This is a genomic window from Mycobacterium sp. SMC-2 (genome assembly GCF_025263485.1).
In the GTDB taxonomy this organism is placed as follows: domain Bacteria; phylum Actinomycetota; class Actinomycetes; order Mycobacteriales; family Mycobacteriaceae; genus Mycobacterium.
This window is the reverse complement of record NZ_CP079863.1, coordinates 101,913-121,706: the sequence shown is the minus strand read 5'-3', so window position 1 is coordinate 121,706 and position 19,794 is coordinate 101,913. Positions and strand designations below refer to the sequence as shown.

The 19,794-nt window shown below is 67.3% G+C and carries 20 protein-coding genes; 14 read left to right on the top strand and 6 right to left on the bottom strand.

Going from position 1 to position 19,794, the window contains the following annotated elements:
- The first annotated feature begins 5 nt into the window (after window positions 1–5).
- The 8 genes from KXD96_RS00630 to KXD96_RS00595 are packed head-to-tail and all read left to right on the top strand — an operon-like array spanning window position 6 to window position 8,807.
- Complete coding sequence (locus KXD96_RS00630) at window positions 6–1,208, top strand: MCE family protein (RefSeq protein WP_260742285.1); 1,203 nt, start codon at window positions 6–8, stop codon at window positions 1,206–1,208.
- Window positions 1,208–2,260 carry a virulence factor Mce family protein gene (locus KXD96_RS00625; protein ID WP_260742283.1) on the top strand — a complete coding sequence of 351 codons (1,053 nt, stop codon included), beginning with the start codon at window positions 1,208–1,210 and terminating at the stop codon, window positions 2,258–2,260. Before KXD96_RS00630 ends, KXD96_RS00625 begins: the two co-directional genes overlap by 1 nt.
- The gene (locus KXD96_RS00620) at window positions 2,250–3,314 is read left to right on the top strand and encodes a virulence factor Mce family protein (protein ID WP_260742282.1); all 1,065 of its coding nucleotides are present in this window, start codon (window positions 2,250–2,252) and stop codon (window positions 3,312–3,314) included. The genes KXD96_RS00625 and KXD96_RS00620 overlap by 11 nt, the downstream gene beginning before the upstream one ends.
- Window positions 3,311–4,738 (top strand): virulence factor Mce family protein, encoded by a 1,428-nt coding sequence (locus KXD96_RS00615; RefSeq protein WP_260742280.1) that lies wholly within the window; start codon window positions 3,311–3,313, stop codon window positions 4,736–4,738. The genes KXD96_RS00620 and KXD96_RS00615 overlap by 4 nt, the downstream gene beginning before the upstream one ends.
- On the top strand, window positions 4,738–5,892 hold the full coding sequence (locus KXD96_RS00610) for a virulence factor Mce family protein (protein ID WP_260742279.1): 1,155 nt from the start codon (window positions 4,738–4,740) through the stop codon (window positions 5,890–5,892). Before KXD96_RS00615 ends, KXD96_RS00610 begins: the two co-directional genes overlap by 1 nt.
- 13 nt (window positions 5,893–5,905) lie before the next feature.
- Window positions 5,906–7,627 (top strand): virulence factor Mce family protein, encoded by a 1,722-nt coding sequence (locus KXD96_RS00605; RefSeq protein ID WP_260742278.1) that lies wholly within the window; start codon window positions 5,906–5,908, stop codon window positions 7,625–7,627.
- Window positions 7,627–8,316, top strand: coding sequence for a mammalian cell entry protein (locus KXD96_RS00600; RefSeq protein WP_260742277.1), 690 nt, complete (start codon window positions 7,627–7,629; stop codon window positions 8,314–8,316). The genes KXD96_RS00605 and KXD96_RS00600 overlap by 1 nt, the downstream gene beginning before the upstream one ends.
- Window positions 8,316–8,807 carry a mammalian cell entry protein gene (locus tag KXD96_RS00595; RefSeq protein WP_260742276.1) on the top strand — a complete coding sequence of 164 codons (492 nt, stop codon included), beginning with the start codon at window positions 8,316–8,318 and terminating at the stop codon, window positions 8,805–8,807. Before KXD96_RS00600 ends, KXD96_RS00595 begins: the two co-directional genes overlap by 1 nt.
- On the opposite strand, the gene KXD96_RS00590 is transcribed toward KXD96_RS00595, so the two are convergent.
- The 3 genes from KXD96_RS00590 to KXD96_RS00580 form a co-directional block, all read right to left on the bottom strand.
- Window positions 8,804–9,382, bottom strand: coding sequence for a hypothetical protein (locus KXD96_RS00590; protein WP_260742275.1), 579 nt, complete (start codon window positions 9,380–9,382; stop codon window positions 8,804–8,806). The two genes, KXD96_RS00595 and KXD96_RS00590, sit on opposite strands and share 4 nt — an antisense overlap.
- 80 nt (window positions 9,383–9,462) lie before the next feature.
- Window positions 9,463–10,944 carry a trehalose-6-phosphate synthase gene (locus tag KXD96_RS00585; protein ID WP_260742274.1) on the bottom strand — a complete coding sequence of 494 codons (1,482 nt, stop codon included), beginning with the start codon at window positions 10,942–10,944 and terminating at the stop codon, window positions 9,463–9,465.
- Window positions 10,945–11,109: a hypothetical protein gene (locus KXD96_RS00580; RefSeq protein WP_260742273.1), complete on the bottom strand. Its 165-nt coding sequence runs from the start codon at window positions 11,107–11,109 to the stop codon at window positions 10,945–10,947.
- A gap of 16 nt (window positions 11,110–11,125) precedes the next feature.
- Here KXD96_RS00580 and KXD96_RS00575 point away from each other — a divergent pair, with 16 nt between their 5' ends.
- The 4 genes from KXD96_RS00575 (at window position 11,126) to KXD96_RS00560 (ending at window position 14,545) form a co-directional block, all read left to right on the top strand.
- Complete coding sequence (locus KXD96_RS00575; RefSeq protein ID WP_260742271.1) at window positions 11,126–11,803, top strand: phosphate ABC transporter ATP-binding protein; 678 nt, start codon at window positions 11,126–11,128, stop codon at window positions 11,801–11,803.
- On the top strand, window positions 11,803–12,594 hold the full coding sequence (locus KXD96_RS00570; protein ID WP_260742269.1) for an ABC transporter permease: 792 nt from the start codon (window positions 11,803–11,805) through the stop codon (window positions 12,592–12,594). Before KXD96_RS00575 ends, KXD96_RS00570 begins: the two co-directional genes overlap by 1 nt.
- An 88-nt stretch (window positions 12,595–12,682) precedes the next feature.
- Window positions 12,683–13,606 carry an enoyl-CoA hydratase gene (locus tag KXD96_RS00565; protein WP_260742267.1) on the top strand — a complete coding sequence of 308 codons (924 nt, stop codon included), beginning with the start codon at window positions 12,683–12,685 and terminating at the stop codon, window positions 13,604–13,606.
- A 108-nt stretch (window positions 13,607–13,714) separates the two neighbouring features.
- Window positions 13,715–14,545: an SDR family oxidoreductase gene (locus KXD96_RS00560; protein WP_260742266.1), complete on the top strand. Its 831-nt coding sequence runs from the start codon at window positions 13,715–13,717 to the stop codon at window positions 14,543–14,545.
- Here KXD96_RS00560 and KXD96_RS00555 read toward each other — a convergent pair.
- Window positions 14,528–15,421 (bottom strand): NAD(P)-dependent oxidoreductase, encoded by an 894-nt coding sequence (locus KXD96_RS00555; RefSeq protein ID WP_260742265.1) that lies wholly within the window; start codon window positions 15,419–15,421, stop codon window positions 14,528–14,530. The two genes, KXD96_RS00560 and KXD96_RS00555, sit on opposite strands and share 18 nt — an antisense overlap.
- A gap of 88 nt (window positions 15,422–15,509) precedes the next feature.
- On the opposite strand from KXD96_RS00555, the gene KXD96_RS00550 reads away from it, so the two are divergent.
- The gene (locus tag KXD96_RS00550) at window positions 15,510–16,301 is read left to right on the top strand and encodes an SDR family NAD(P)-dependent oxidoreductase (RefSeq protein WP_260742264.1); all 792 of its coding nucleotides are present in this window, start codon (window positions 15,510–15,512) and stop codon (window positions 16,299–16,301) included.
- Between the two features lie 100 nt (window positions 16,302–16,401).
- On the opposite strand, the gene KXD96_RS00540 is transcribed toward KXD96_RS00550, so the two are convergent.
- Window positions 16,402–17,955 carry an LCP family protein gene (locus tag KXD96_RS00540; RefSeq protein WP_260742263.1) on the bottom strand — a complete coding sequence of 518 codons (1,554 nt, stop codon included), beginning with the start codon at window positions 17,953–17,955 and terminating at the stop codon, window positions 16,402–16,404.
- Window positions 17,956–18,233: 278 nt separating this feature from the next.
- Window positions 18,234–18,458: a hypothetical protein gene (locus KXD96_RS00535; RefSeq protein ID WP_396878933.1), complete on the bottom strand. Its 225-nt coding sequence runs from the start codon at window positions 18,456–18,458 to the stop codon at window positions 18,234–18,236.
- A gap of 112 nt (window positions 18,459–18,570) precedes the next feature.
- On the opposite strand from KXD96_RS00535, the gene KXD96_RS00530 reads away from it, so the two are divergent.
- Window positions 18,571–19,716, top strand: coding sequence for a TDT family transporter (locus KXD96_RS00530; RefSeq protein ID WP_260742262.1), 1,146 nt, complete (start codon window positions 18,571–18,573; stop codon window positions 19,714–19,716).
- Window positions 19,717–19,794: the final 78 nt, after the last annotated feature.

Sequence of the window (19,794 nt, the reverse complement as noted above, 5' to 3'; positions counted from 1 at the left end):
GGAACATGGCAGACACAGGATCGCGACGAACGCATGTCAGGCTGGCAGCCGCGGTGCTGGCCAGCCTGTTGGTGGCGTTCGCGGTCGTCACTTACCTTTCCTACACAGCGGCTTTCGCCTCGATCGACAAGGTCACGGTCTCAGCGCCCCGGGCCGGGCTGGTGATGGAGACGGGCGCCAAGGTCAAGTACCGCGGCATCCAGATCGGCAAGGTCGAGACCATCGACTATTCCGGTGACCAGGCGCGGCTGACGTTGGGCATCAACAGCAGCGATATGCACTTCATCCCCTCCAACGCGACGGTGCACATCGCGGGGAACACCATTTTCGGCGCCAAGGCGGTGGAATTCCTTCCGCCACAGAACCCTTCGCCGACCGCGCTGCGCCCGAACGCGCACGTCGCGGCCTCGGCGGTGCAGCTGGAAGTCAACACCCTGTTCCAGTCGCTGATGGACCTGCTGCACAAGGTCGACCCGGTCGAACTCAACGGGACGCTGAGCGCGCTGTCCGAAGGACTGCGCGGTCACGGCGACGACCTGGGCGGCACCTTGTCGGGCCTGAACACACTGACGCGGCAAGCGAATCCGAAGCTGCCTGCCCTGCGGGAGGACTTCCGCAAGGCGGCGGTGGTCGCCAACACCTACGCCGACGCCGCCCCGGATCTGAACACCGTGTTCGACAACCTGCCGACGATCAACAAGACTGTCGTCGACCAGCAGAACAACCTCAACGACACGCTGCTGGCCACAATCGGCCTGGCCAACAACGCCTACGAGACCTTGGAGCCGGCCGAACAGAACTTCATCGACGCCATCAACCGGCTGCGGGCCCCGCTGAAGGTGACCGCCGACTATTCACCGGAATTCGGCTGCCTGTTCGCCGGAATCGAGCGCGGCATCAAAGAATTCGCCCCGCTGCTCGGGGTCCGCAAGGCGGGCCTGTTCACATCCTCGAGCTTCGTGCTCGGTGCGCCGTCGTACACGTACCCGGAGTCCCTGCCGATCGTCAACGCCTCTGGAGGCCCGAACTGCCGTGGCCTGCCCGACATTCCGACCAAACAGACCGGTGGGTCGTTCTACCGCGCCCCGTTCCTGGTCACCGACAACGCCAACATTCCGTACGAGCCGTTCACGGAACTGCAGTTTGACGCGCCTTCGACGTTGCAGTTCCTGTTCCACGGCGCCTTCGCCGAACGGGACGACTTCTGATGGCGGCTGGGGCCATGCCGACGCACCGGTCGATGATGATCAAGGTCAGCATCTTCACGGTGGCCATGCTGATCGTGTCCGCGGGACTGGTGGTGGTCTTCGGCGACTTCCGGTTCGGCCCCGAAAGCACCTACCACGCAACGTTTACCAACGTTTCGCGGTTGAAGGCGGGGCAAAAGGTGCGCATCGCCGGCGTGCCGGTCGGTGCGGTGTCCGGCGTGAAACTCAACCCGGACAACACCATCGACGTGGCATTCGGACTCGACAAGCGCTATAGGCTCTATTCCTCGACACGCGCGGTGATCCGGTACGAAAACCTGGTCGGTGACCGCTATTTGGAGATCACCTCGGGCCCGGGGGAGCTAAGAAAGCTGCCGCCGGGCGGAACGATCGACGCCCAGCACACCCAGCCGGCGCTGGATCTCGATGCGCTGCTGGGCGGCCTTCGGCCGGTCCTCAAGGGCCTGGATGCGGACAAGGTCAACACGATCAGCAGCGCGGTCATCGAGCTGCTGCAGGGCCAGGGCGGCGCGCTGTCGAACGTGTTGGCCGACACCAGCGCGTTCTCGTCGGCGCTGGGACAGCGCGACCAACTCATCGGCGACGTGATCAACAACCTCAACACGGTGCTCAAGACCGTCGATGCGCGCAGCGCGCAGTTCTCGGCCAGTGTGGACCAGTTGCAGCAACTGATCAGCGGGCTGGCCAAGAACTCCGACAACATCGCGGGCGCCATTCCGCCGTTGGCCTCAACGACGACGGATCTGACCGAGCTGCTGAAGAATTCACGCCGACCGCTGCAGGGCATCCTGGAGAACACCCGCCCGCTGGCGACCGAGCTGGACAACCGCAAGGCTGAGGTCAACAACGACATCGAGCAGCTGGGCGAGGACTACCTGAGGCTGGCCGCGCTTGGCGCCTACGGGTCGTTCTTCAACATCTATTTCTGCTCCGTGCAGATCAAGATCAACGGCCCGGCCGGTAGCGACATCCTGCTGCCCCTCGGTGGCCAGGTTGATCCGAGTAAGGGGAGGTGCGCTTTTGCCAAGTAACGCAAAGCGTGAGCGCGATCCACTGCGCACCGGCATTTTCGGGGTGGTGCTGGTGGTCTGCGTCGTGCTCATCGCATTCGGCTACGCGGGCCTTCCGTTCTGGCCGCAGGGAAAGATCTACGACGCCTATTTCTCCGACGCCGGCGGCATCCATCCCGGTAATGCCGTATACGTTTCAGGATTCAAGGTCGGCAAGGTGACATCGGTCGGCCTGGCCGGAGACAGTGCCAAGATCAGCTTCAGCGTGGACCGCCATGTCGCCGTGGGTGATCAGTCGCTTGCCGCCATCCGCACCGACACCATCCTCGGGGAGCGGTCCATCGCGGTGACTCCCGCCGGCAGCCGCAAGGCGACCACGATCCCGCTCAGCCGAACGACCACGCCGTACACGCTCGCCGGCGCGCTGGAGGATCTGGGTCAAAACGCCGACAACCTGAACAAGCCCCAGTTCGAGCAGGCGTTGAACGTATTGACCGACACGCTGCACGACGCCACCCCCGAGCTGCGCGGTGCGCTCGACGGTGTGACGACGCTGTCGCGCACCCTGAACCGCCGTGACGAGGCCCTGCAAAGCCTTCTGGCGCACGCGAAGTCGGTGACCGCGGTGCTGTCCCAGCGCGCCGGCCAGGTCAACAAGCTGGTCGACGACGGCAACGAGTTGTTCGCCGCGCTCGACGAGCGGCGCGCCGCCCTCGGGCGGCTGATCTCGGGGATCCAGGGCCTCTCGGCGCAGATCTCCGGCTTCGTCGCCGACAACCGCAAGGAGTTCGGCCCGGCACTGAGCAAGCTCAACGACGTGCTGAGCAATCTCAACGAGCGCCGCGACTACATCACGGAGGCCCTCAAGCGGCTACCCACCTACGCCACCGAGCTGGGCGAGGTCGTGGGGTCCGGGCCGGGCTTCAACGTCAACGTCTACGGTGTGATCCCCGCGCCGCTGATCGCGACGATGTTCGACTTCTTCTACCAGCCCGGCAAGATGCCGGCCAGCCTCGCCGATTACCTGCGCGGCTTAATCCAGGAACGCTGGATCATCAGGCCGAAGTCGCCATGATGCAGCGGATCGCCGGCAGCCGGGGGCTGCGCTACACCACCGCCATCGCGCTCATCGCGGTGCTGGTGGCCAGCGTGTATGTGCTGTCCTCGACCGGCAATACGCGAACCATTGTCGGGCATTTCACGTCCGCCGTCGGGCTCTACCCCGGGGACCAGGTCCGCGTCCTCGGCGTCCCGGTGGGTCAGATCGACACGATCGAGCCACGGCCCTCCGACGTCAAGATCACCATGTCGGTGTCCAAGGACGTGAAGATCCCGAAGGACGCCAAGGCCATCATCGTCTCGCCGAACCTGGTGGCGGCCCGGTTCATTCAGTTGACACCGGCCTATACCGGCGGGGCGGTCCTGCCCGACGGCGCGAGCATCGGCCTGGACCGCACCGGGGTCCCGGTGGAGTGGGACGAGGTCAAAGAGTCGCTGACCAAATTGGCCGCACAGCTGGGTCCCACCGCGGGCTCGATGCAGGGCCCCTTGGGCCGGACGATCAACCAGGCCGCGGACACGCTCAACGGCAATGGCGAGTCCTTCCACAACGCGTTGCGCGAACTCTCGCAAGCCGCTGGGCGGCTGGGGGATTCGCGCAGCGACATCTTCGGCACGGTCAAGAACCTTCAGGTTCTGGTAAACGCGCTGTCGGCCAGCAACGAACAAATCGTGCAGTTCGCCGGGAACGTCGCCTCAGTGTCCCAGGTGCTCGCCGACAGCTCGCGTCACCTCGACACCACCCTGGGCACCCTGAACAAGGCGCTGTCCGACATCCGCGGTTTCCTGCACGAGAACAACTCCACGATCATCGATACGGTCAACAACCTCAACGACTTCGCGAAGACGCTGAGCGACCAGAGCGAGAACATCGAGCAGGTGTTGCACGTGGCGGGCCCCGGCATCGCGAACTTCTACAACATCTACGACCCGGCGCAGGGCACGCTCAACGGCCTGTTGTCGATTCCGGAATTCGCCAACCCGGTGCAGTTCATCTGCGGTGGATCCTTCGAAACGGCGGCAGGCCCACGTGCGCCCGACTACTTCCGGCGCGCCGAACTCTGCCGTGAGCGGCTGGGGCCGGTGCTGCGCCGGCTCACCGTGAATTACCCGCCGATCATGTTCCACCCGCTCAACACGATTACGGCCTACAAGGGCCAGATCATTTACGACACACCGGAAACTCAAGCGAAGGCGGCGACTCCGGTTCCTGAGCTGACCTGGATCCCGGCCAACGGCGCCAAGACGCCGCCGGCCGCACAGAACCCTGCGGACCTGCAGGCGTTGCTTGTCCCGACGGCCCCGCAGACCGGCCAGGCCCCGGGTCCGGCCTTGGGAAATGCCGGGCCTGCCGGGGGCAGCGCCTTCGGGCCGCTGCCCGGACCACCGCCAGGCCAGGCGGCTGCACCGCCGCCGCCTACCGACGGAGGGGGCGGCTGATGAAGCGAATGTGGTTGCGTGGCAGCGCTTTGGCGACGGGCAGCGCGCTGCTGGCCGGCTGCCAATTCGGCGGGTTGAACTCGCTGTCGATGCCGGGCACCGCCGGTCACGGTGGCGGCGCCTACTCGATCACCGTCGATCTGCCCGACGTGGCGACGCTGCCGCAGAACTCGCCGGTCATGGTCGACGATGTCACCGTCGGCAGTGTCGCCGGGATTGAGGCCATGCAGCGATCCGACGGTTCTTTCTATGCGGCCGTGAAGCTGGCGTTGGACAAGAACGTCGTGCTGCCGGCCAACTCGACGGTGACGGTCGCCCAGACGTCGCTCCTTGGTTCGATGCATATCGACCTGGCCCGCCCGAAGGACGAGCCGGCCGTCGGCCGACTGACCGACGGGTCGAAAATCTCCGAGTCCAAAACCGGCCGCTATCCCACCACCGAAGAGGTGTTGTCGGCCCTCGGTGTCGTGGTGAACAAGGGCAATGTCGGTGCCCTGCAAGAGATCACCGACGAGACGTACCAGGCCGTCGCGGGCCGGCAGAGCCAGTTCGCCGACCTCGTTCCCCGACTGGCGGAACTGACGGCCGGGCTCAACCGGCAGGTCAATGACATCATCGATGCGGTCGACGGCTTGAACCGATTCTCGGCGAGCCTGGCGCGCGACAAGGACAACCTGGGCCGGGCGCTGGACACGCTGCCCGACGCGATTCGGGTACTGAACAAGAACCGCGACCACATCGTCGAGGCGTTCGCCGCTCTCAAGAAGCTGGCGATGGTCACATCAAACGTGCTGGCCAAAACGAAGGTGGACTTCGCCGCCGACCTCAAGGACCTCTACGCGGCCGCCAAGGCGCTCAACGACAACCGGAAGAACTTCGTGACGTCGTTGCAGCTGCTGCTGACCTTCCCCTTCCCCAACTTCGGCATCAAGAATGCGGTGCGCGGCGACTACCTCAACGTGTTCAGCACCTTCGACCTCACGCTGCGCCGGCTGGGTGAAACGTTCTTCACCACGGCGTATTTCGACCCGAACATGGCCCATATGAACGAGATTCTCAACCCGCCCGATTTCTTGGTCGGCGAATTGGCCAACCTGTCCGGACAGGCGGCCGACCCGTTCAAGATTCCGCCCGGCACGGCTTCAGGACAATAGGGGGCGGACGCAGATGCACGACAAACTCACCAGGATCCAGCTGTGGATATTCGCGGTGATCACGGCCATCACTCTGACCGTGATGGCGGTGTTCTACCTGCGACTGCCGTCAACGTTCGGACTCGGAACGTACGCCGGGACCGCCGATTTCGTCGCCGGCGGCGGCCTGTACAAGAACGCCAACGTCACCTATCGCGGCGTCGCGGTCGGCCGGGTGGAGTCCGTGGGGCTCAACCCCAACGGTGTCACCGCCGAGATGCGGCTGAACAGCGGGACGCCCATCCCGTCGAATGTCACGGCCACCGTCAAGAGCGTGTCGGCGGTCGGTGAGCAGTACATCGACCTGGTGCCATCGGGCACACCGGCAGCAACCAAGCTGCGCAACGGCTTTCGGATCGAGCGGCAGAACACCCGGATCGGCCAGGACGTCGCCGACCTGCTGAAGCGGGCGGAGGCGCTGACCAACAGCCTGGGCGACACCCGGCTGCGCGAGCTGCTACACGAGACGTTCATCGCGACCAACGGGTCGGGCCCCGAGCTGGCCCGGCTGTTCGAGTCCGCCCGGCTGTTGGTGGACGAGGCCAATGCCAACTACCCGCAGGTCTCCCAGTTGATCGACCAGGCCGGCCCGTTCCTGCAAGCACAGATTCGCGCAGGCGCCGACATCAAGTCGCTGTCCGACGGGCTGGCGCGCCTCACCTCCGAGGTGCGTCAGGCCGACCCGGAGCTGCGTTCGACGCTGGCAACCGCCCCGGGCGCGACCGACGAGGCCAGCACCGCGTTCTCCGGCATACGTCCCTCGTTCCCGGCGTTGGCGGCCAGCCTGGCCAACCTGGGCCGGGTGGGCGTCATCTATCACAAATCGATCGAGCAGCTGTTGGTGGTGCTGCCCGCGCTGTTCGCCGCGATCACCACGGCCGCCGGCGGCTCACCCCAGGACGAGGGAGCCAAGCTCGACTTCAAGCTGGACCTCAACGACCCGCCGCCGTGCGCCGTCGGATTCCTGCCGCCGCCGTTGATGCGCACGCCGGCCGACGAGACGCTGCGCGAGCTCCCGAAGGACATGTACTGCAAGGTCGCGCAGAACGACCCCAGCACCGTGCGCGGCGCCCGCAATTATCCGTGCCAGGAGTTCCCGGGCAAACGGGCGCCGACCGTTCAGCTCTGCCGCGACCCGAAGGGCTACGTTCCCGTCGGCCGCAACCCGTGGCGCGGTCCGCCGGTGCCCTACGACACGCCGGTAACCAACGGGCTGAACGTGTTGCCCCCCAACAAATTCCCATACATCCCGCCCGACGCCGAGCCCGATCCCGGCACGCCCATCGTCGGGCCGCCTCCACCGGGTGTGGTGCCCGGACCGGGCCCGCTGCCCAACCAGCCGGCATACGATCCGCCGCCACCCAACAACAACGGGCCACCACCGCCGTTCACGTCGTGGCAGCCGCCCGGGGTTCCGCCGGTGCCGCCGCAGCTGCCCTACCCGAAGTGGCTGCCTCCGCCGCCGGCGCCGGAGGGGATCAGTCCTCCGCCGGCGGGCCCGGGACCGGAGAAGCCGTGGGGCCCCCCGCCCGGGCCGCAACCGCAGGCGAGCGGACCGGCGTATGCCACCTATGACGAAAAGACGGGCGCATTCAAGGACCCGGCAGGCGGCACTGGTATTTTCGCGGCCGGTGCTAGCGGCGCGTCCGGCGCCGAGAATTGGGTGGACTTGATGCTTGATCCGAGGCCGATGTAGTGGCAGACGAGCCAACGACCAGTCCGCGCGCGCGTCGTCGGGCCTCCCGTCCGGCCGGCCCCGCGAAAGACGAGCCGGATCAGGCCGCCACGGTGCGCGTCGATGCCGCGCCACCGCAGCCGGCCAAGCCGGTCAAGGCCCTCAAGTCGGTCAAGCCGCCACCGCGGCGGCGGCCGCACCGCGCCCTGGTGGCATGGATCTCGTTCGCGGCGGCGGTGCTGGCCATCGGCGCGCTGGCGGGTTGCCTCGCCGTGCTCGTCGTCCAGCAGCGGCACGCCGACGCCCAACAGGCGCGCAGCCAACGTTTCGTCGACACCGCCACCCAGACGGTGGTCAACATGTTCAGCTACAAGCAGGACAACATCGACGAGAGCGTGAACCGCTTCTACAACGGCACCAGCGGACCGCTGCGCGGAATGCTGGGCGCCAACAACAACATCGAGAACCTCAAGGGCATATTCCGCTCCACCAACGCGACGTCGGAAGCCGTGATCAACGGCGCCGCCCTGGAGGGCATCGACGCCGTCACCGACAACGCGTCCGTGCTGGTCTCGGTGCGCGTCACGGTCGCCGACATCGACGGCGTGAACAAGCCCTCCATGCCCTATCGCCTGCGGGTCATCGTGCACGAGGACGAGCAGGGGCGGATGACGGGCTACGACCTGAAGTATCCCAACGGGGGCAATTGATGCGGTGGCGGCGCCGGCTGCTCGTCATCGCGGGCTACCTGCTGGTTGTGGTGTTCGTCGGGTTGTCGGCGGCGGCCGGCTGGTTCTACTGGGGCCGGGTAGAGACGCGCGGCGAGGAGGCGGCGCGGGCGGTGCTACCGGGCTTGGCTACCAAGGAGATTCCCGAAGTCTTCGCCTACGACTACCAGACGGTGGAACGCAGCCTCGCCGAGGTGTATCCGCTGTTGACCCCCGACTATCGCCAGGAATTTCGCAAAAGCGCCAACGCACAGATCATTCCGGAGGCCAAGAAGCGCGAGGTGGTCGTCCAGGCCAGCGTCGTGGGCGTGGGAGTCATGTCCGCCACGCGTGATTCGGCGTCGTTGATGGTCTACATGAACCGCACCGTGACCGACAAATCACGGCAGCCGCTCTACGACGGCAGCCGGTTGCGGGTGGATTTCAAAAAGATCGGCAAGCAATGGCTGATCGCCTACATCACACCGATCTAGTAGCACATCGCAATGCCGTTGCAGTACAACGGATAACGTTCGACCGGGCTGGGCGGCGGCCCGGCCAGCTGGAGTGAGAACGGTTGCTTCTTCATCTCCGGCTGCATCCCACAGACCGCGCCGTGCAGGATGGTGTGGGTGCCGTTCATATTCTCGTCGCTGAAGGCGTAGGTTTCAGTGGACGGCGCGGTGCCGCCGCTCGGACACGAGACGCCGTCCGGCTTCTCGACTTTGAAGGTCCACAACATGCTGGACATCCGTGCCCTGCCGCTGAAGTTTTGCGCCTTGTCCGCGGGGGTGATGTGTTCGGCCGTCGAACTGACGATGTTCAGGGCGCAGTTCATGGCGAAGACGATCGGGTCGGAATAGTCGTTCATGTTCCGGGTTCCGGACGGCTGATCGCACAGCGCCGAGATCGTCCAGGTCACCCCGGAGACCCCCGCCTCGTTGTAGTTGTAGTTGCCATCCGGCGGCGGCCCGATCGCGTGCGCCGGGTGACCGGAGTCCAGCGCGATTCCGATGGCGACCGCCGAGAAGATGCCGGCGCCGGCGGCCAGTCCGCGACGGAGCTTCACAGTTCCCTCCCTTCCCGGCCGTCCCCCGCACCGATGCATCGAGTATCACAGCGATTGCGCGGCAACACCATGGGCGGGGTCTACTCGGCATCCTGGGAATGTGGCTCCGCCAACGCGTCCAGGAAGGACCGCGCCCAGCGGTCGACGTCGTGGGCGAGCACCTGGCGCCGCATCGACCGCATCCGGCGCCTGCCCTCCTCGACGGTCTGGTTGAGTGCCGCTTCGATGGCGTCCTTGACGCCCTCGAGGTCGTGCGGGTTGACCAGATAGGCCTGGCGCAGCTCGGCGGCGGCCCCCGTGAATTCCGACAGGACCAGCGCACCGCCGAGGTCGCTGCGGCAGGCGACGTACTCCTTGGCCACCAGGTTCATGCCGTCGCGCAGCGGGGTGACCAGCATGACGTCGGCGGCCACGAAGAAGGCGATCAATTCGTTGCGGGGGACCGGCCGGTGCAAGTAGTGCACCACCGGATGACCGACCTCCGCGTATTCGCCGTTGATGTGGCCCACCTGGCGCTCGATGTCGTTGCGCAGAATCTGGTAGCTCTCCACGCGTTCCCGGCTCGGCGTCGCGAGCTGGACCAGCACGGTGTCGTCGCGTTTCGCGCGCCCCTCCGCGAGCAGCTCCGAGAAGGCCTTCAGCCGAACGTCGATGCCCTTGGTGTAGTCGAGCCGGTCGACGCCCAGCAGCACCTTGCGGGGGTTGCCCAGCTCGGCCCGGATCTCGCGGGCGCGGCGCCTGATGTCGCGGTCGCGAGCGGTGTGGTCGAGCGAGCCGGAATCGATGGAGATGGGGAAGGCGCCCACCCGGACCACGCGCGACCCGAGCTCGACCTCGCCGAACCGCGCGCGCACGCCGACCGAGCCGCGGGAGGTGTTGACGCCGATCAATCGGCGGGACAGGAACAGGAAGTTCTGGGCGCCGCCGGCCAGGTGGAAGCCCACCAGGTCGGCGCCGAGCAGGCCCTCGATGATCTCGGTGCGCCAGGGCAGCTGCATGAACAGTTCCACCGGCGGGAACGGGATGTGCAGGAAGAACCCGATGGTCAGGTCGGGCCGCAGCTCGCGCAGCATCGCCGGCACCAGCTGCAGCTGGTAGTCCTGCACCCAGATGGTCGCGCCCTGGGCGGCGGCGCGGGAGGTGGCTTCCGCGAAGCGCCGGTTGACCTCGACGTAGCGTTCCCACCATTCGCGGTGGTAGATCGGTTTGACGATGACGTCGTGGTACAGCGGCCACAGCGTGGCGTTGGAGAACCCCTCGTAGTACTGGGCGATGTCGTCGGCGCTCAGCCGCACCGGCCGAAGCTCCAGGTCCTCCTGGACGATGGGCTCGTCAGCGAAATCGGTCTCTTCCTCGGCGACGCCCGCCCAGCCGACCCACGCGCCACGCCGGCGGCGAAGCAGCGGTTCCAGCGCCGTCACCAGCCCGCCGGGGCTGCGCTTCCACCCGGTCGTGCCGTCGGGACGCCGCTCCCGGTCTACCGGCAGCCGGTTGGCGACCACCACGAAGTCGGAATTCCCGAAGGTTGGCGACTTCGAGTCCCGCCCGTCCCCGGGAGCCATCTACGCGTCGAGTTTTGCGGGCCCAATACCGAGCATCGACAGGAAAACGCGGCACTCGTCGGCGTCGTTCGCATACGCCGCGACAACTCGCCTGGCCTGGCTGGCCGTGCTGTCGGCAAGCGGTTCGACGTCGCCGATCTCGCCAGGGTCAGATTTCGTAGCCATGACTTAACTGTAGGTGATGCAGGATGAGCAGGTGGGTGAGGACTTGATGTTCGAGTTCCTCGACGTCGTCGTAGAGCGGCAGAAGGTGCGGGCGTTGGACGGCCTGACGGCCGCCATTCCGGGCCGGGGCGTGACCGCCGTCTTCGGACCGTCGGGGTCGGGGAAATCGACGCTGCTTCGACTGTGCAATCGACTCGAGGTGCCCACGAGCGGCACGGTGTCGTTCTACGGCAAGGACGTCGCCGGCATCGATCCGCTGTGGCTGCGCCGTCGCGTGGGCATGTGTTTCCAGCGGGCGACGCCGTTTCCGGGGACAGTGGCCGACAACCTGCGGGCGGCCGACGCCGACGCATCCGACGCGCGGATGCGGGACACCTTGGCCCGGGTGGCCTTGACCGGCGCGTGGCTGGACCGCGACGCCACCGCGCTGTCGGGCGGGGAGGCGCAGCGCATGTGCCTGGCCCGCACGCTGATGGCCCAACCGCAGGTGTTGCTGCTCGATGAACCCACCTCGGCCGTCGACGCCGAAGCCGCGCGGGTGATCGAGCGCGCCGTCCGTGACCTGGCGGACGACGGAATCCCCGCTCTGTGGGTCACCCACGATTCGGCGCAGGTCGAGCGCGCCGCCGACCGGGTTCTGCACATCGAGCGGGGCCGCAGCCTGGGGCTTGGCCCGGTCGGGTCGGTGGCGTGATGAACGGCCAGGTTGGCTGGATGGGCCTGGCGGCGTCGCTGATCCTGGTGGCGCTCGCGGCGGGGGTGTCGCTCTGGCAGCGGTTGGGCCTTGAGCGGCAGTTGGTGTGGGCGGCCGCCCGCGCCCTGGCCCAGTTGCTGCTCGTGGGCGGCGCGCTGACGTTGCTGTTCGAGCCCGGCCGTTCCCTGTGGTGGTCGTGGGCGTGGGTGGCCGGCATGGTCGCTTACGCCGGGGACATCGCCCGCCGCCGGGCCCCGGAGGTGCCGAGACTGGCGCCGCTGACCATCGCCGCGTTCACCGCGGCGGCCGTCGTCACCCTGGGCGTGATTTTCGGGCTGCGGGTGTTCCCCCTGCAGCCGCGGACGTTGGTGCCGGTCGCCGGGATGATGATCGGCAACTCGATGACCGCCACGGTGTTGGTGGCGCGGCGGTTGGTCGACGAGTTGCGCGACAAGCGTGACGAGGTCGAAGCCAGGCTCGCCCTCGGGCAGGCCTCCCGCCAGGCCGCTTCCCCGTACCTGCGGACCGCGTTGCGGTCGGCGATATCGCCCCAGATCGAAACCACGAAAGCCACCGGGCTGGTTTTCCTGCCGGGCGCCATGACGGGCCTCATCCTCGCCGGCGTGCACCCGGTGCAGGCCGTGCTGGTCCAGGCGGTCGTGATGTTTTTGATCCTGGGCTCGGTGGCGGCCACCACCGTCGTCGTCGGCCTCGGGCTGGTCCGCCTGTCGTTCACCCGTGACCATCGCCTGCTGCCGTTCGGCATGCCGCCGGACGGCCCCCGCGGCTGATCAGGTCTAGCTTGGCCCCACCGGTGAGCCGCTTACACACTGGCCGTAATGTGTAAACATCGACCTGACAACGAGTGAGGTGGGCCGAATGACACTGTCCGAGCAAGCCGGTGCCCAGACGGGCAACGCCGATGCTGACGAGCTGGTGAGCTACGAAACCCTCGACGAGGGCCGCATCGCGCGGATCTGGCTGAACCGGCCCGACGCTCACAACGCGCAAAGCCGCGGCCTGCTGATCCAGCTCGACGAGGCGTTTCTGCGCGCCGAGGCCGACGACACCGTGCGCGTGGTGATCCTGGCCGCGCGCGGCCGCAACTTCTCTGCCGGCCACGACCTGGGCTCGGAGCTGGCGATCGCCGAGCGCAGCCAGCTCCCCAGCTTCCGCATCAACGGCGGGACCCGCGACCCGATCGCGGAGAAGATCTACCTGCAGGAGTGGCACTACTTCTTCCAAAACACCTGCCGCTGGCGGGATTTGCGCAAGATCACCATCGCCCAGGTGCAGGGCAACGCCATCTCGGCGGGCCTGATGCTGATCTGGGCGTGCGATCTGATCGTGGCCGCCGACAATGCCAAGTTCAGCGATGTCGTCGCCGTGCGCTTGGGCATGCCGGGCGTCGAATATTACGCTCACCCTTGGGAATTCGGCCCGCGCAAAGCCAAAGAACTGCTGCTGACCGGAGACGCTCTCGACGCCGAGGAGGCCTATCGGCTTGGCATGGTGTCCAAGGTGTTCCCGGTTGACGAATTGGCCGAAAAGACACTGGAGTTCGCCCGGCGCATCGCCGACCGGCCCACGATGGCCGCGCTGCTCGTCAAGGACTCGGTCAACGCCGCCTCCGACGCAATGGGATTCACCGAGGCGTTGCGGCACGCGTTCCACATCCACGAGTTGGGGCATGCGCACTGGGCGGCCCACAACGAGAACAGGTACGCGGTCGGCCTGCCGCCCGACGTCGAGGACTGGCGCAGCGCCAAGCCGACGCAGGTGGCTCGCCGCGATACGCCGTGACTCCCCGCGATACGCCGTGACTCCCCGCCGAACGTGGAGTTGTTGCGGAAAATACCCTTGATTCGCCGCAACAACTCGACGTCCGGCGTCACAGGGTAAGGAGACCGAGTGCAGCTTTCCTTCGAAAAACGGACCTATCTGGTCACCGGCGGTGGCAGCGGAATCGGCAAGGGTGTGGCCGCCGGGCTTGTCGCAGCCGGCGCCTCGGTCATGATCGTCGGCCGCAACCCTGACCGGCTGGCGGGGGCCGTGAGCGAGATCGAAGCCCTCGGGGGCGGCGGCTCCATTCGCTACGAGCCGACCGACGTCACCAACGAAGAGGAGGCCGCTCACGCGGTGGGCGCCGCGACGGCCTGGCACGGCCAACTCCACGGGGCGGTGCATTGCGCGGGCGGCTCGGAAACCATCGGGCCCGTCACTCAGATCGACTCGGAAGCCTGGCGGCGCACCGTCGACCTGAACGTCAACGGCACCATGTATGTGCTCAAGCACGTCGCGCGCGAGCTGGTGCGGGGCGGCGGCGGTTCGTTCGTGGGCATCTCGTCGATCGCGGCCAGCAATACCCACCGGTGGTTCGGCGCCTATGGGGTCAGCAAGTCGGCCGTCGACCACATGATGCAGTTGGCCGCCGACGAGCTCGGCCCGTCCTGGGTGCGGGTCAACAGCATCCGGCCGGGCCTGATCCGCACGGATCTGGTCGCGCCGGTGTTCGCCGTCCCGGCGGTCAGCGAAGACTACCGGGAGTGCACGCCGCTGCCCCGGCCCGGCGAGGTCGAGGACGTCGCCAATCTGGCGATGTTCCTGCTCAGCGACGCGGCCTGCTACATCACCGGGCAGGTCATCAACGTCGACGGCGGGCTGATGCTGCGGCGCGGCCCGGACTATTCCGCGATGCTGGAACCCGCGTTCGGCGCCGACGGGCTACGCGGAGTCGTCTGACGCCAAGCCGGCGTCCCGGTCGGCGAGCGTGGCGAGCGCCGACCAGTCCAGGTGCCCGCCACCCGTTGCCACGAGCGTGAGCAGGCGGTCGCGCAGCACGCTGGCCACCGGCAGCGGTACCTGAAGCTGCTCCGCGGCGGCGAGCACCAGCCGGACGTCCTTGAGCCCCAAGGTCGCCGCCATGCCGGCCGGCTCGAACTCCTGGCGCGCGATCAGGCCGCCATAGGTCTGATAGGCCGGGGCGGCGAACAACGTCGAGGTGAGGATGTCGACGTACTGCTGTTTGTCGATGCCGTCCTTGGCGACCAAAGCCGCGGCCTCGCTGATGGATTCGATGGCGGATGCGATCAGAAAGTTGCCGCTCAGCTTCACCAGGTTGGCGGTGTGTGGCCGCTCGGACACCACGAAGGTCCGCTGCCCGATCGCGTCGAACAACCCGAACAGCGGCTGCAGCACCTGCGGCTCACCCGCGGCGACCACGAAAAGCTTTGCGGCCGCGGCCGCCTCGGGCCTGCCGAACACCGGCGCCGCGGCATACCGCTGACCGGCCCCGGCGTGCGCGGCCGCCAGGCGCTCGGAGAGGGCGACGCTGATGGTGCTCGACGAGACGTGCGTGGCGCCGGGCGCCAGTGCAGCGACGATGCCGCCCTGCTCGAAAACCACGCCCTCGACGGCCCGGTCGTCGGCCAGCATGGTGAAGACGACCTCGGCGTTGCACGCGTCGGCGACGGTCTGTGCCGCCGCTGCGCCCTCCTGCACGAGCGCCTCCGCCTTGTCGGGGGAGCGGTTGTAGACGGTGACGTGGTGGCCCGCCTTGACGAGGTTCGCGGCCATGCCCCGGCCCATCTTTCCCAGGCCGATGAATCCGATGTCCATGCCTCCACTGTGCCCTTTCTCCCGCCTTTCCAAAGATCCGCATGGGCCGCTCCTTACGATGATGGGCACCTAGTGACGGGAGCGGCGGATGAAGCGACTCGAGGGCAAGCGGATCCTGGTGACCGGCGCCGCGTCGGGGATCGGGCAGGCGACCGCGCTGCGCCTGCTCGACGAGGGCGCGACCGTCGTGGCCTCCGACGTCGCGGAGGATGGCCTGGACGCCACGCGGTCCCGCGCCGGCGAGGACGGGACCGCCGAGCGCCTCACCACCGTGCCGATGGACGTGGGCAACGAGGACTCGGTGATCGGCGGCGTGCGCCTGGCCGTCGAAACGCTCGGCGGCCTGGATTCGTTGGTCAACGCCGCAGGCATCCTGCGCGCCGCGCACACCCACGAGACCACCCTGGAGCTGTGGAACCAGATCGTCGGCGTCAACCTGACCGGCACGTTTGTCGTTGTCCGAGAAGCGCTTCCGGCGTTGCTAGCGAATTCCCGCAGCGCGATCGTCAACTTCAGTTCGACGTCGGCCTCTTTCGGCCATCCCTACATGGCGGCGTACGCGGCGAGCAAGGGTGGAATCCAGGCCTTTACCCATTCGCTCGCGCTCGAATACGCGCACCAGGGCCTGCGCGCGGTGTGTGTGGCACCGGGCAGCATCAAGTCCGGCATCACCGACGCGACCGGCGGCTACATCCCGAAAGACGCCGACTGGACGCTCTTTTCGAGGTTGATGCCGATCCTGCCGACCACGGTGGAGTCCAGCGGCGCCGGGATGGCGGACCCGTCCGTGGTCGCCGGGGTGATCGCCATGCTGGTGTCCGAGGACGGCGCGTTCATCACCGGGACCGAAATCCGCATCGACGGCGGAACGCACGCTTAGGTGAAGGGCGGCGCCCGGCTTCGCCGCGCTTGCGATCGCCGCTGGCCTGATGGCGGCGACCCGCGGCGCCCGGCTTCGCCGCGCTTGCGATCGCCGCTGGCTAGTTAACGCACGGCACGCCGCCGCCGTCGATCGGCTTCCCCTGATCGGGTGTCGGATAGGTGGTGGTGGTGCCGTTGTAGTAATACGGCTTGGCCTTGCTGGACGTTGTGGTCGTCGGCGTTTCCCCCGTGCCGTCGTCGACCATCGAGACCGTGAAATTAGTGTCCACGGTCACCCTGATGTGTCCGGGCTGGACGCTGGGATCGGGCCGGCTGGGCGCGTCGAGGCCGAGCAGTTTGGCCACGTTACTCGCGTCGGTTTGCGCACCGACGCCGTACGCGACCGTGCTCTCGGTCGGTTCGCCAGAATTGCGGTCGCGGGTCTGACCGGTGGTGTAGCCATGGTTTTGCAGGGCGCGGGACACCTCGGTCGCGAGTCCGCTCGTGCTGCCGGCATTGACCACATCGACGATCGTCGACGGACTCGGCTTGGCGGCCGTGGTGGCGGGTGCCGTGGTGGTGGGGGAGGCGCCGATCGCCGTGGCCACCTCGGCCTTGATCGCCGCCGGGTCGATGATGTTGACGTCCTGGCCGTCGATGTTGTCGTAGCGCACCACCGGCAGCGTCCGGAACTCGACCTGGCCGCCGGAGGCCAGCGAACCCAGCCGCTGGATCATCTCCTCGTCCCAACCGGCCGACAGCACCACATCCTTGCGCGCCACCGCCATGAGGCTCTTGAGCTTGTCCAGGTTGGTGAAGGTGCCTGCGGCCTGCAGCTCGTGCATGACCGACGAAATGAATGCCTGCTGCCGATGGGTGCGGTCCAGGTCCCCGTTTTCCAGGCCGTGGCGCTGGCGGACAAATGACAAGGCCTCGGAGGCGTCCAACGTCTGCCGCCCGGCCGGGAAGTCGGCACCGGAGTACGAGTCGTAGACGGGATGGTTCAGGCAGACCTCCACCCCGCCCAGGGTTTGGGTCAGGTCGTAGAAGCCGGCCAGGTTGACTTCGGCGAAGTAGTCGATGGGAACGCCGGTCAGGTTTCGCACCGCGCGCAGCGTCGCGGCCCGCCCAGCCTCGCGGCCCTTGGTCTCGAGTTCCTTTTGACTGCTGACGCCCTGATTGGCGAGCTTTTGCGCGACGTACTGCTTGGTGAGGCCGTACGCCTCTTTGATCTTGATGTGGTTGTAGCCGGGAACCCCGGTGAAGGGCACCCAGTCGTCGCGTGGGATCGAGAAGGCGACGACCTTGTTGTCGGCACTGACGTGCACGAGGATCAGCGTGTTGGTGTTGTAGCCGCCGTCATCGGAATCGCCGGCGTGCAAATGCTTCAAGATCGACCAGGGCAGGTCGTTGCCGTCTTGATCTTTACGCGAGTCCAGCCCGATCAGCAGGATGTTCATATCGTCGCCGCTGGACCGCGGGTCGTCGGGCAGCAGGGCGTTCGAAACCGTGATACCGCCCAGCGCGCCGTGGGCCACGTAGTAGCCCGCCCCGGTCAACCCGATCGCTGCCACCGAGACGAGGGCGCCCAAGGTACGCGTCAGCCCTTTGCGGAATCGTGAGGGTTGACGAACGGCTCGATGACGGCGATGGGCGCCGCCCGAGCGGGCCATCACAAACCTCTGCCCACACCCAGCGCATCACCAGGCACCGCGCTGGCGGTTTGCGGCGATGTCGCTTCAAGCATGGTGTCAAGTATGCGTTAGCTTGCTGTGAAGCCCCCAATCGAGAACGGCTCCCGGGCGGGCCCGGCCCCCCGTGCCGGACCCGATCTCAGCACACTAATTCACCCCTGACCAGCGCTTTCTTACTCCGGCGTCGCGCGGCGGTATCGACAAGGTCACACGGCCGGCGAGACCGCCTCGAACTTGTTACCGAGCCGATATGACGGCTACCGGGCTTTGACCAGGTCCTCGCCCGATTCGTAGAAAATGGTGATATTCGAACCGGTCATGACCTCGGCGAAGTACACGCCGAGCGGCTCGACCTCGTAGAAGTAGTGAACGTTGCCCTCGCGGTCCACCGCCGTGGCACACGACAAGCCCGGGGCCCCGCATCGCTGCTTGACGGGTATCGCGAGAACGGCCAGCACCACCACCACGGCGACGCCGACCATCACCGGGACTCTGCTCAATGCCTGCCTGGTCGTCGGCGCCGGATGCGTCACCGCTGGAGTGTAAGCGGCACGCCGCCCCAGGTTCACCCAGGCGCAGTAGGGTGTCTCGGCTATGACCACTGCAAGCCCGGACGGCGCGCCGCCGCAGACCCGGGTCGAGGTACTGGGCAACATCGGGCCCAACTGGTTCGCCTCGGTGATGGGCACCGGAATCGTCGCGATCGCCGGTGCCACCCTGCCGGTGCACGTTGCGGGGTTGCGCGCATTCGCCCAAGTCGTCTGGGTGATCGCCGCCGTCCTGCTCGTGGCGCTGATCGTCCTGGTTGGTGGTCCCTGGTTGCGCCACCCCACAGTGGCGCGCAGTCACGCGCGTAATCCGCAGATGGCGCACTTCTACGGCGCGGCGCCCATGGCGTTGATGACCGTGGGGGGCGGAGCGGTGCTGGTCGGAAGGGACCTGCTCGGTGAGCGCATCGCCGTCGACCTGGATTGGGTGCTGTGGACCGGGGGGACGCTGGGCGGGCTGTTCACCGCGGTGAGCATTCCGTTCTTGATGTTCACCCAGCACAATGTCGAGCCCGACGCGGCGTTCGGTGGCTGGCTGATGCCGGTGGTTCCGCCCATGGTGAGCGCTGCCACGGGCGCGCTGCTGCTGCCACATATGTCGGCGGGCGCCGGGCGCGAGAACTTGCTCTTCGGCTGCTACGCGATGTTCGGGCTCTCCTTGCTGGCCTCCCTGAACATCATCGCCATGATCTGGGCGCGCCTGACGCTGTATGGCACATCGGGCACCGCGCGCGTGCCCACGCTGTGGATCGTGTTGGGCCCACTCGGCCAATCCATCACCGCCGCAGGTCTTTTGGGTGCCACCGCCGGACTCGCCGTCGACCGCGAGCTGGCCGAGGACATGAATGGCTTCGCCATCCTCTACGGGGTCCCGGTGTGGGGGTTCGCGGTGTTGTGGATCGCGCTGGCCACCGCGCTGACCGTGCGCACACTGCGGCGCGGCATGCCGTTCGCCCTGACGTGGTGGAGCCTGACCTTCCCGGTCGGAACGTTCGTCACCGGAACCTCCCAGCTCGCCGGGCATAGCCACCTGCCCGCCTTCCGGGTGGCCGCGGCCATCGCGTACGCCGGGCTGTTGTTCACCTGGGTGCTGGTCGCCGCGCGCACCGCGCGGGGAAGCCTGCGCGGCAACCTGCTCCAGCTGCCGCCGAGCGCCGCGCCGATCAAGGCCAGCAAGCAACCGGTGTCCTGAGCGTCGGCGCTCGGCGTCTTGGTCCCCGGGGTCTGCGGGTAGGCCTCCGGGACGTCTGACGCCGCCGGAGCCGTCCGA

Coding starts and splice junctions, on each gene's coding strand:
- KXD96_RS00540 (WP_260742263.1), bottom strand. CDS start 17,955: ATGGCCCGCTCGGGCGGCGCCCATCGCCGTCATCGAGCCGTTCGTCAA.
- KXD96_RS00555 (WP_260742265.1), bottom strand. CDS start 15,421: ATGGACATCGGATTCATCGGCCTGGGAAAGATGGGCCGGGGCATGGCC.
- KXD96_RS00580 (WP_260742273.1), bottom strand. CDS start 11,109: ATGGCTACGAAATCTGACCCTGGCGAGATCGGCGACGTCGAACCGCTT.
- KXD96_RS00625 (WP_260742283.1), top strand. CDS start 1,208: ATGGCGGCTGGGGCCATGCCGACGCACCGGTCGATGATGATCAAGGTC.
- KXD96_RS00630 (WP_260742285.1), top strand. CDS start 6: ATGGCAGACACAGGATCGCGACGAACGCATGTCAGGCTGGCAGCCGCG.
- KXD96_RS00535 (WP_396878933.1), bottom strand. CDS start 18,458: ATGGTCGGCGTCGCCGTGGTGGTGGTGCTGGCCGTTCTCGCGATACCC.
- KXD96_RS00595 (WP_260742276.1), top strand. CDS start 8,316: ATGCGGTGGCGGCGCCGGCTGCTCGTCATCGCGGGCTACCTGCTGGTT.
- KXD96_RS00530 (WP_260742262.1), top strand. CDS start 18,571: ATGACCACTGCAAGCCCGGACGGCGCGCCGCCGCAGACCCGGGTCGAG.
- KXD96_RS00565 (WP_260742267.1), top strand. CDS start 12,683: ATGACACTGTCCGAGCAAGCCGGTGCCCAGACGGGCAACGCCGATGCT.
- KXD96_RS00610 (WP_260742279.1), top strand. CDS start 4,738: ATGAAGCGAATGTGGTTGCGTGGCAGCGCTTTGGCGACGGGCAGCGCG.
- KXD96_RS00605 (WP_260742278.1), top strand. CDS start 5,906: ATGCACGACAAACTCACCAGGATCCAGCTGTGGATATTCGCGGTGATC.
- KXD96_RS00615 (WP_260742280.1), top strand. CDS start 3,311: ATGATGCAGCGGATCGCCGGCAGCCGGGGGCTGCGCTACACCACCGCC.
- KXD96_RS00575 (WP_260742271.1), top strand. CDS start 11,126: ATGCAGGATGAGCAGGTGGGTGAGGACTTGATGTTCGAGTTCCTCGAC.
- KXD96_RS00550 (WP_260742264.1), top strand. CDS start 15,510: ATGAAGCGACTCGAGGGCAAGCGGATCCTGGTGACCGGCGCCGCGTCG.
- KXD96_RS00585 (WP_260742274.1), bottom strand. CDS start 10,944: ATGGCTCCCGGGGACGGGCGGGACTCGAAGTCGCCAACCTTCGGGAAT.
- KXD96_RS00570 (WP_260742269.1), top strand. CDS start 11,803: ATGAACGGCCAGGTTGGCTGGATGGGCCTGGCGGCGTCGCTGATCCTG.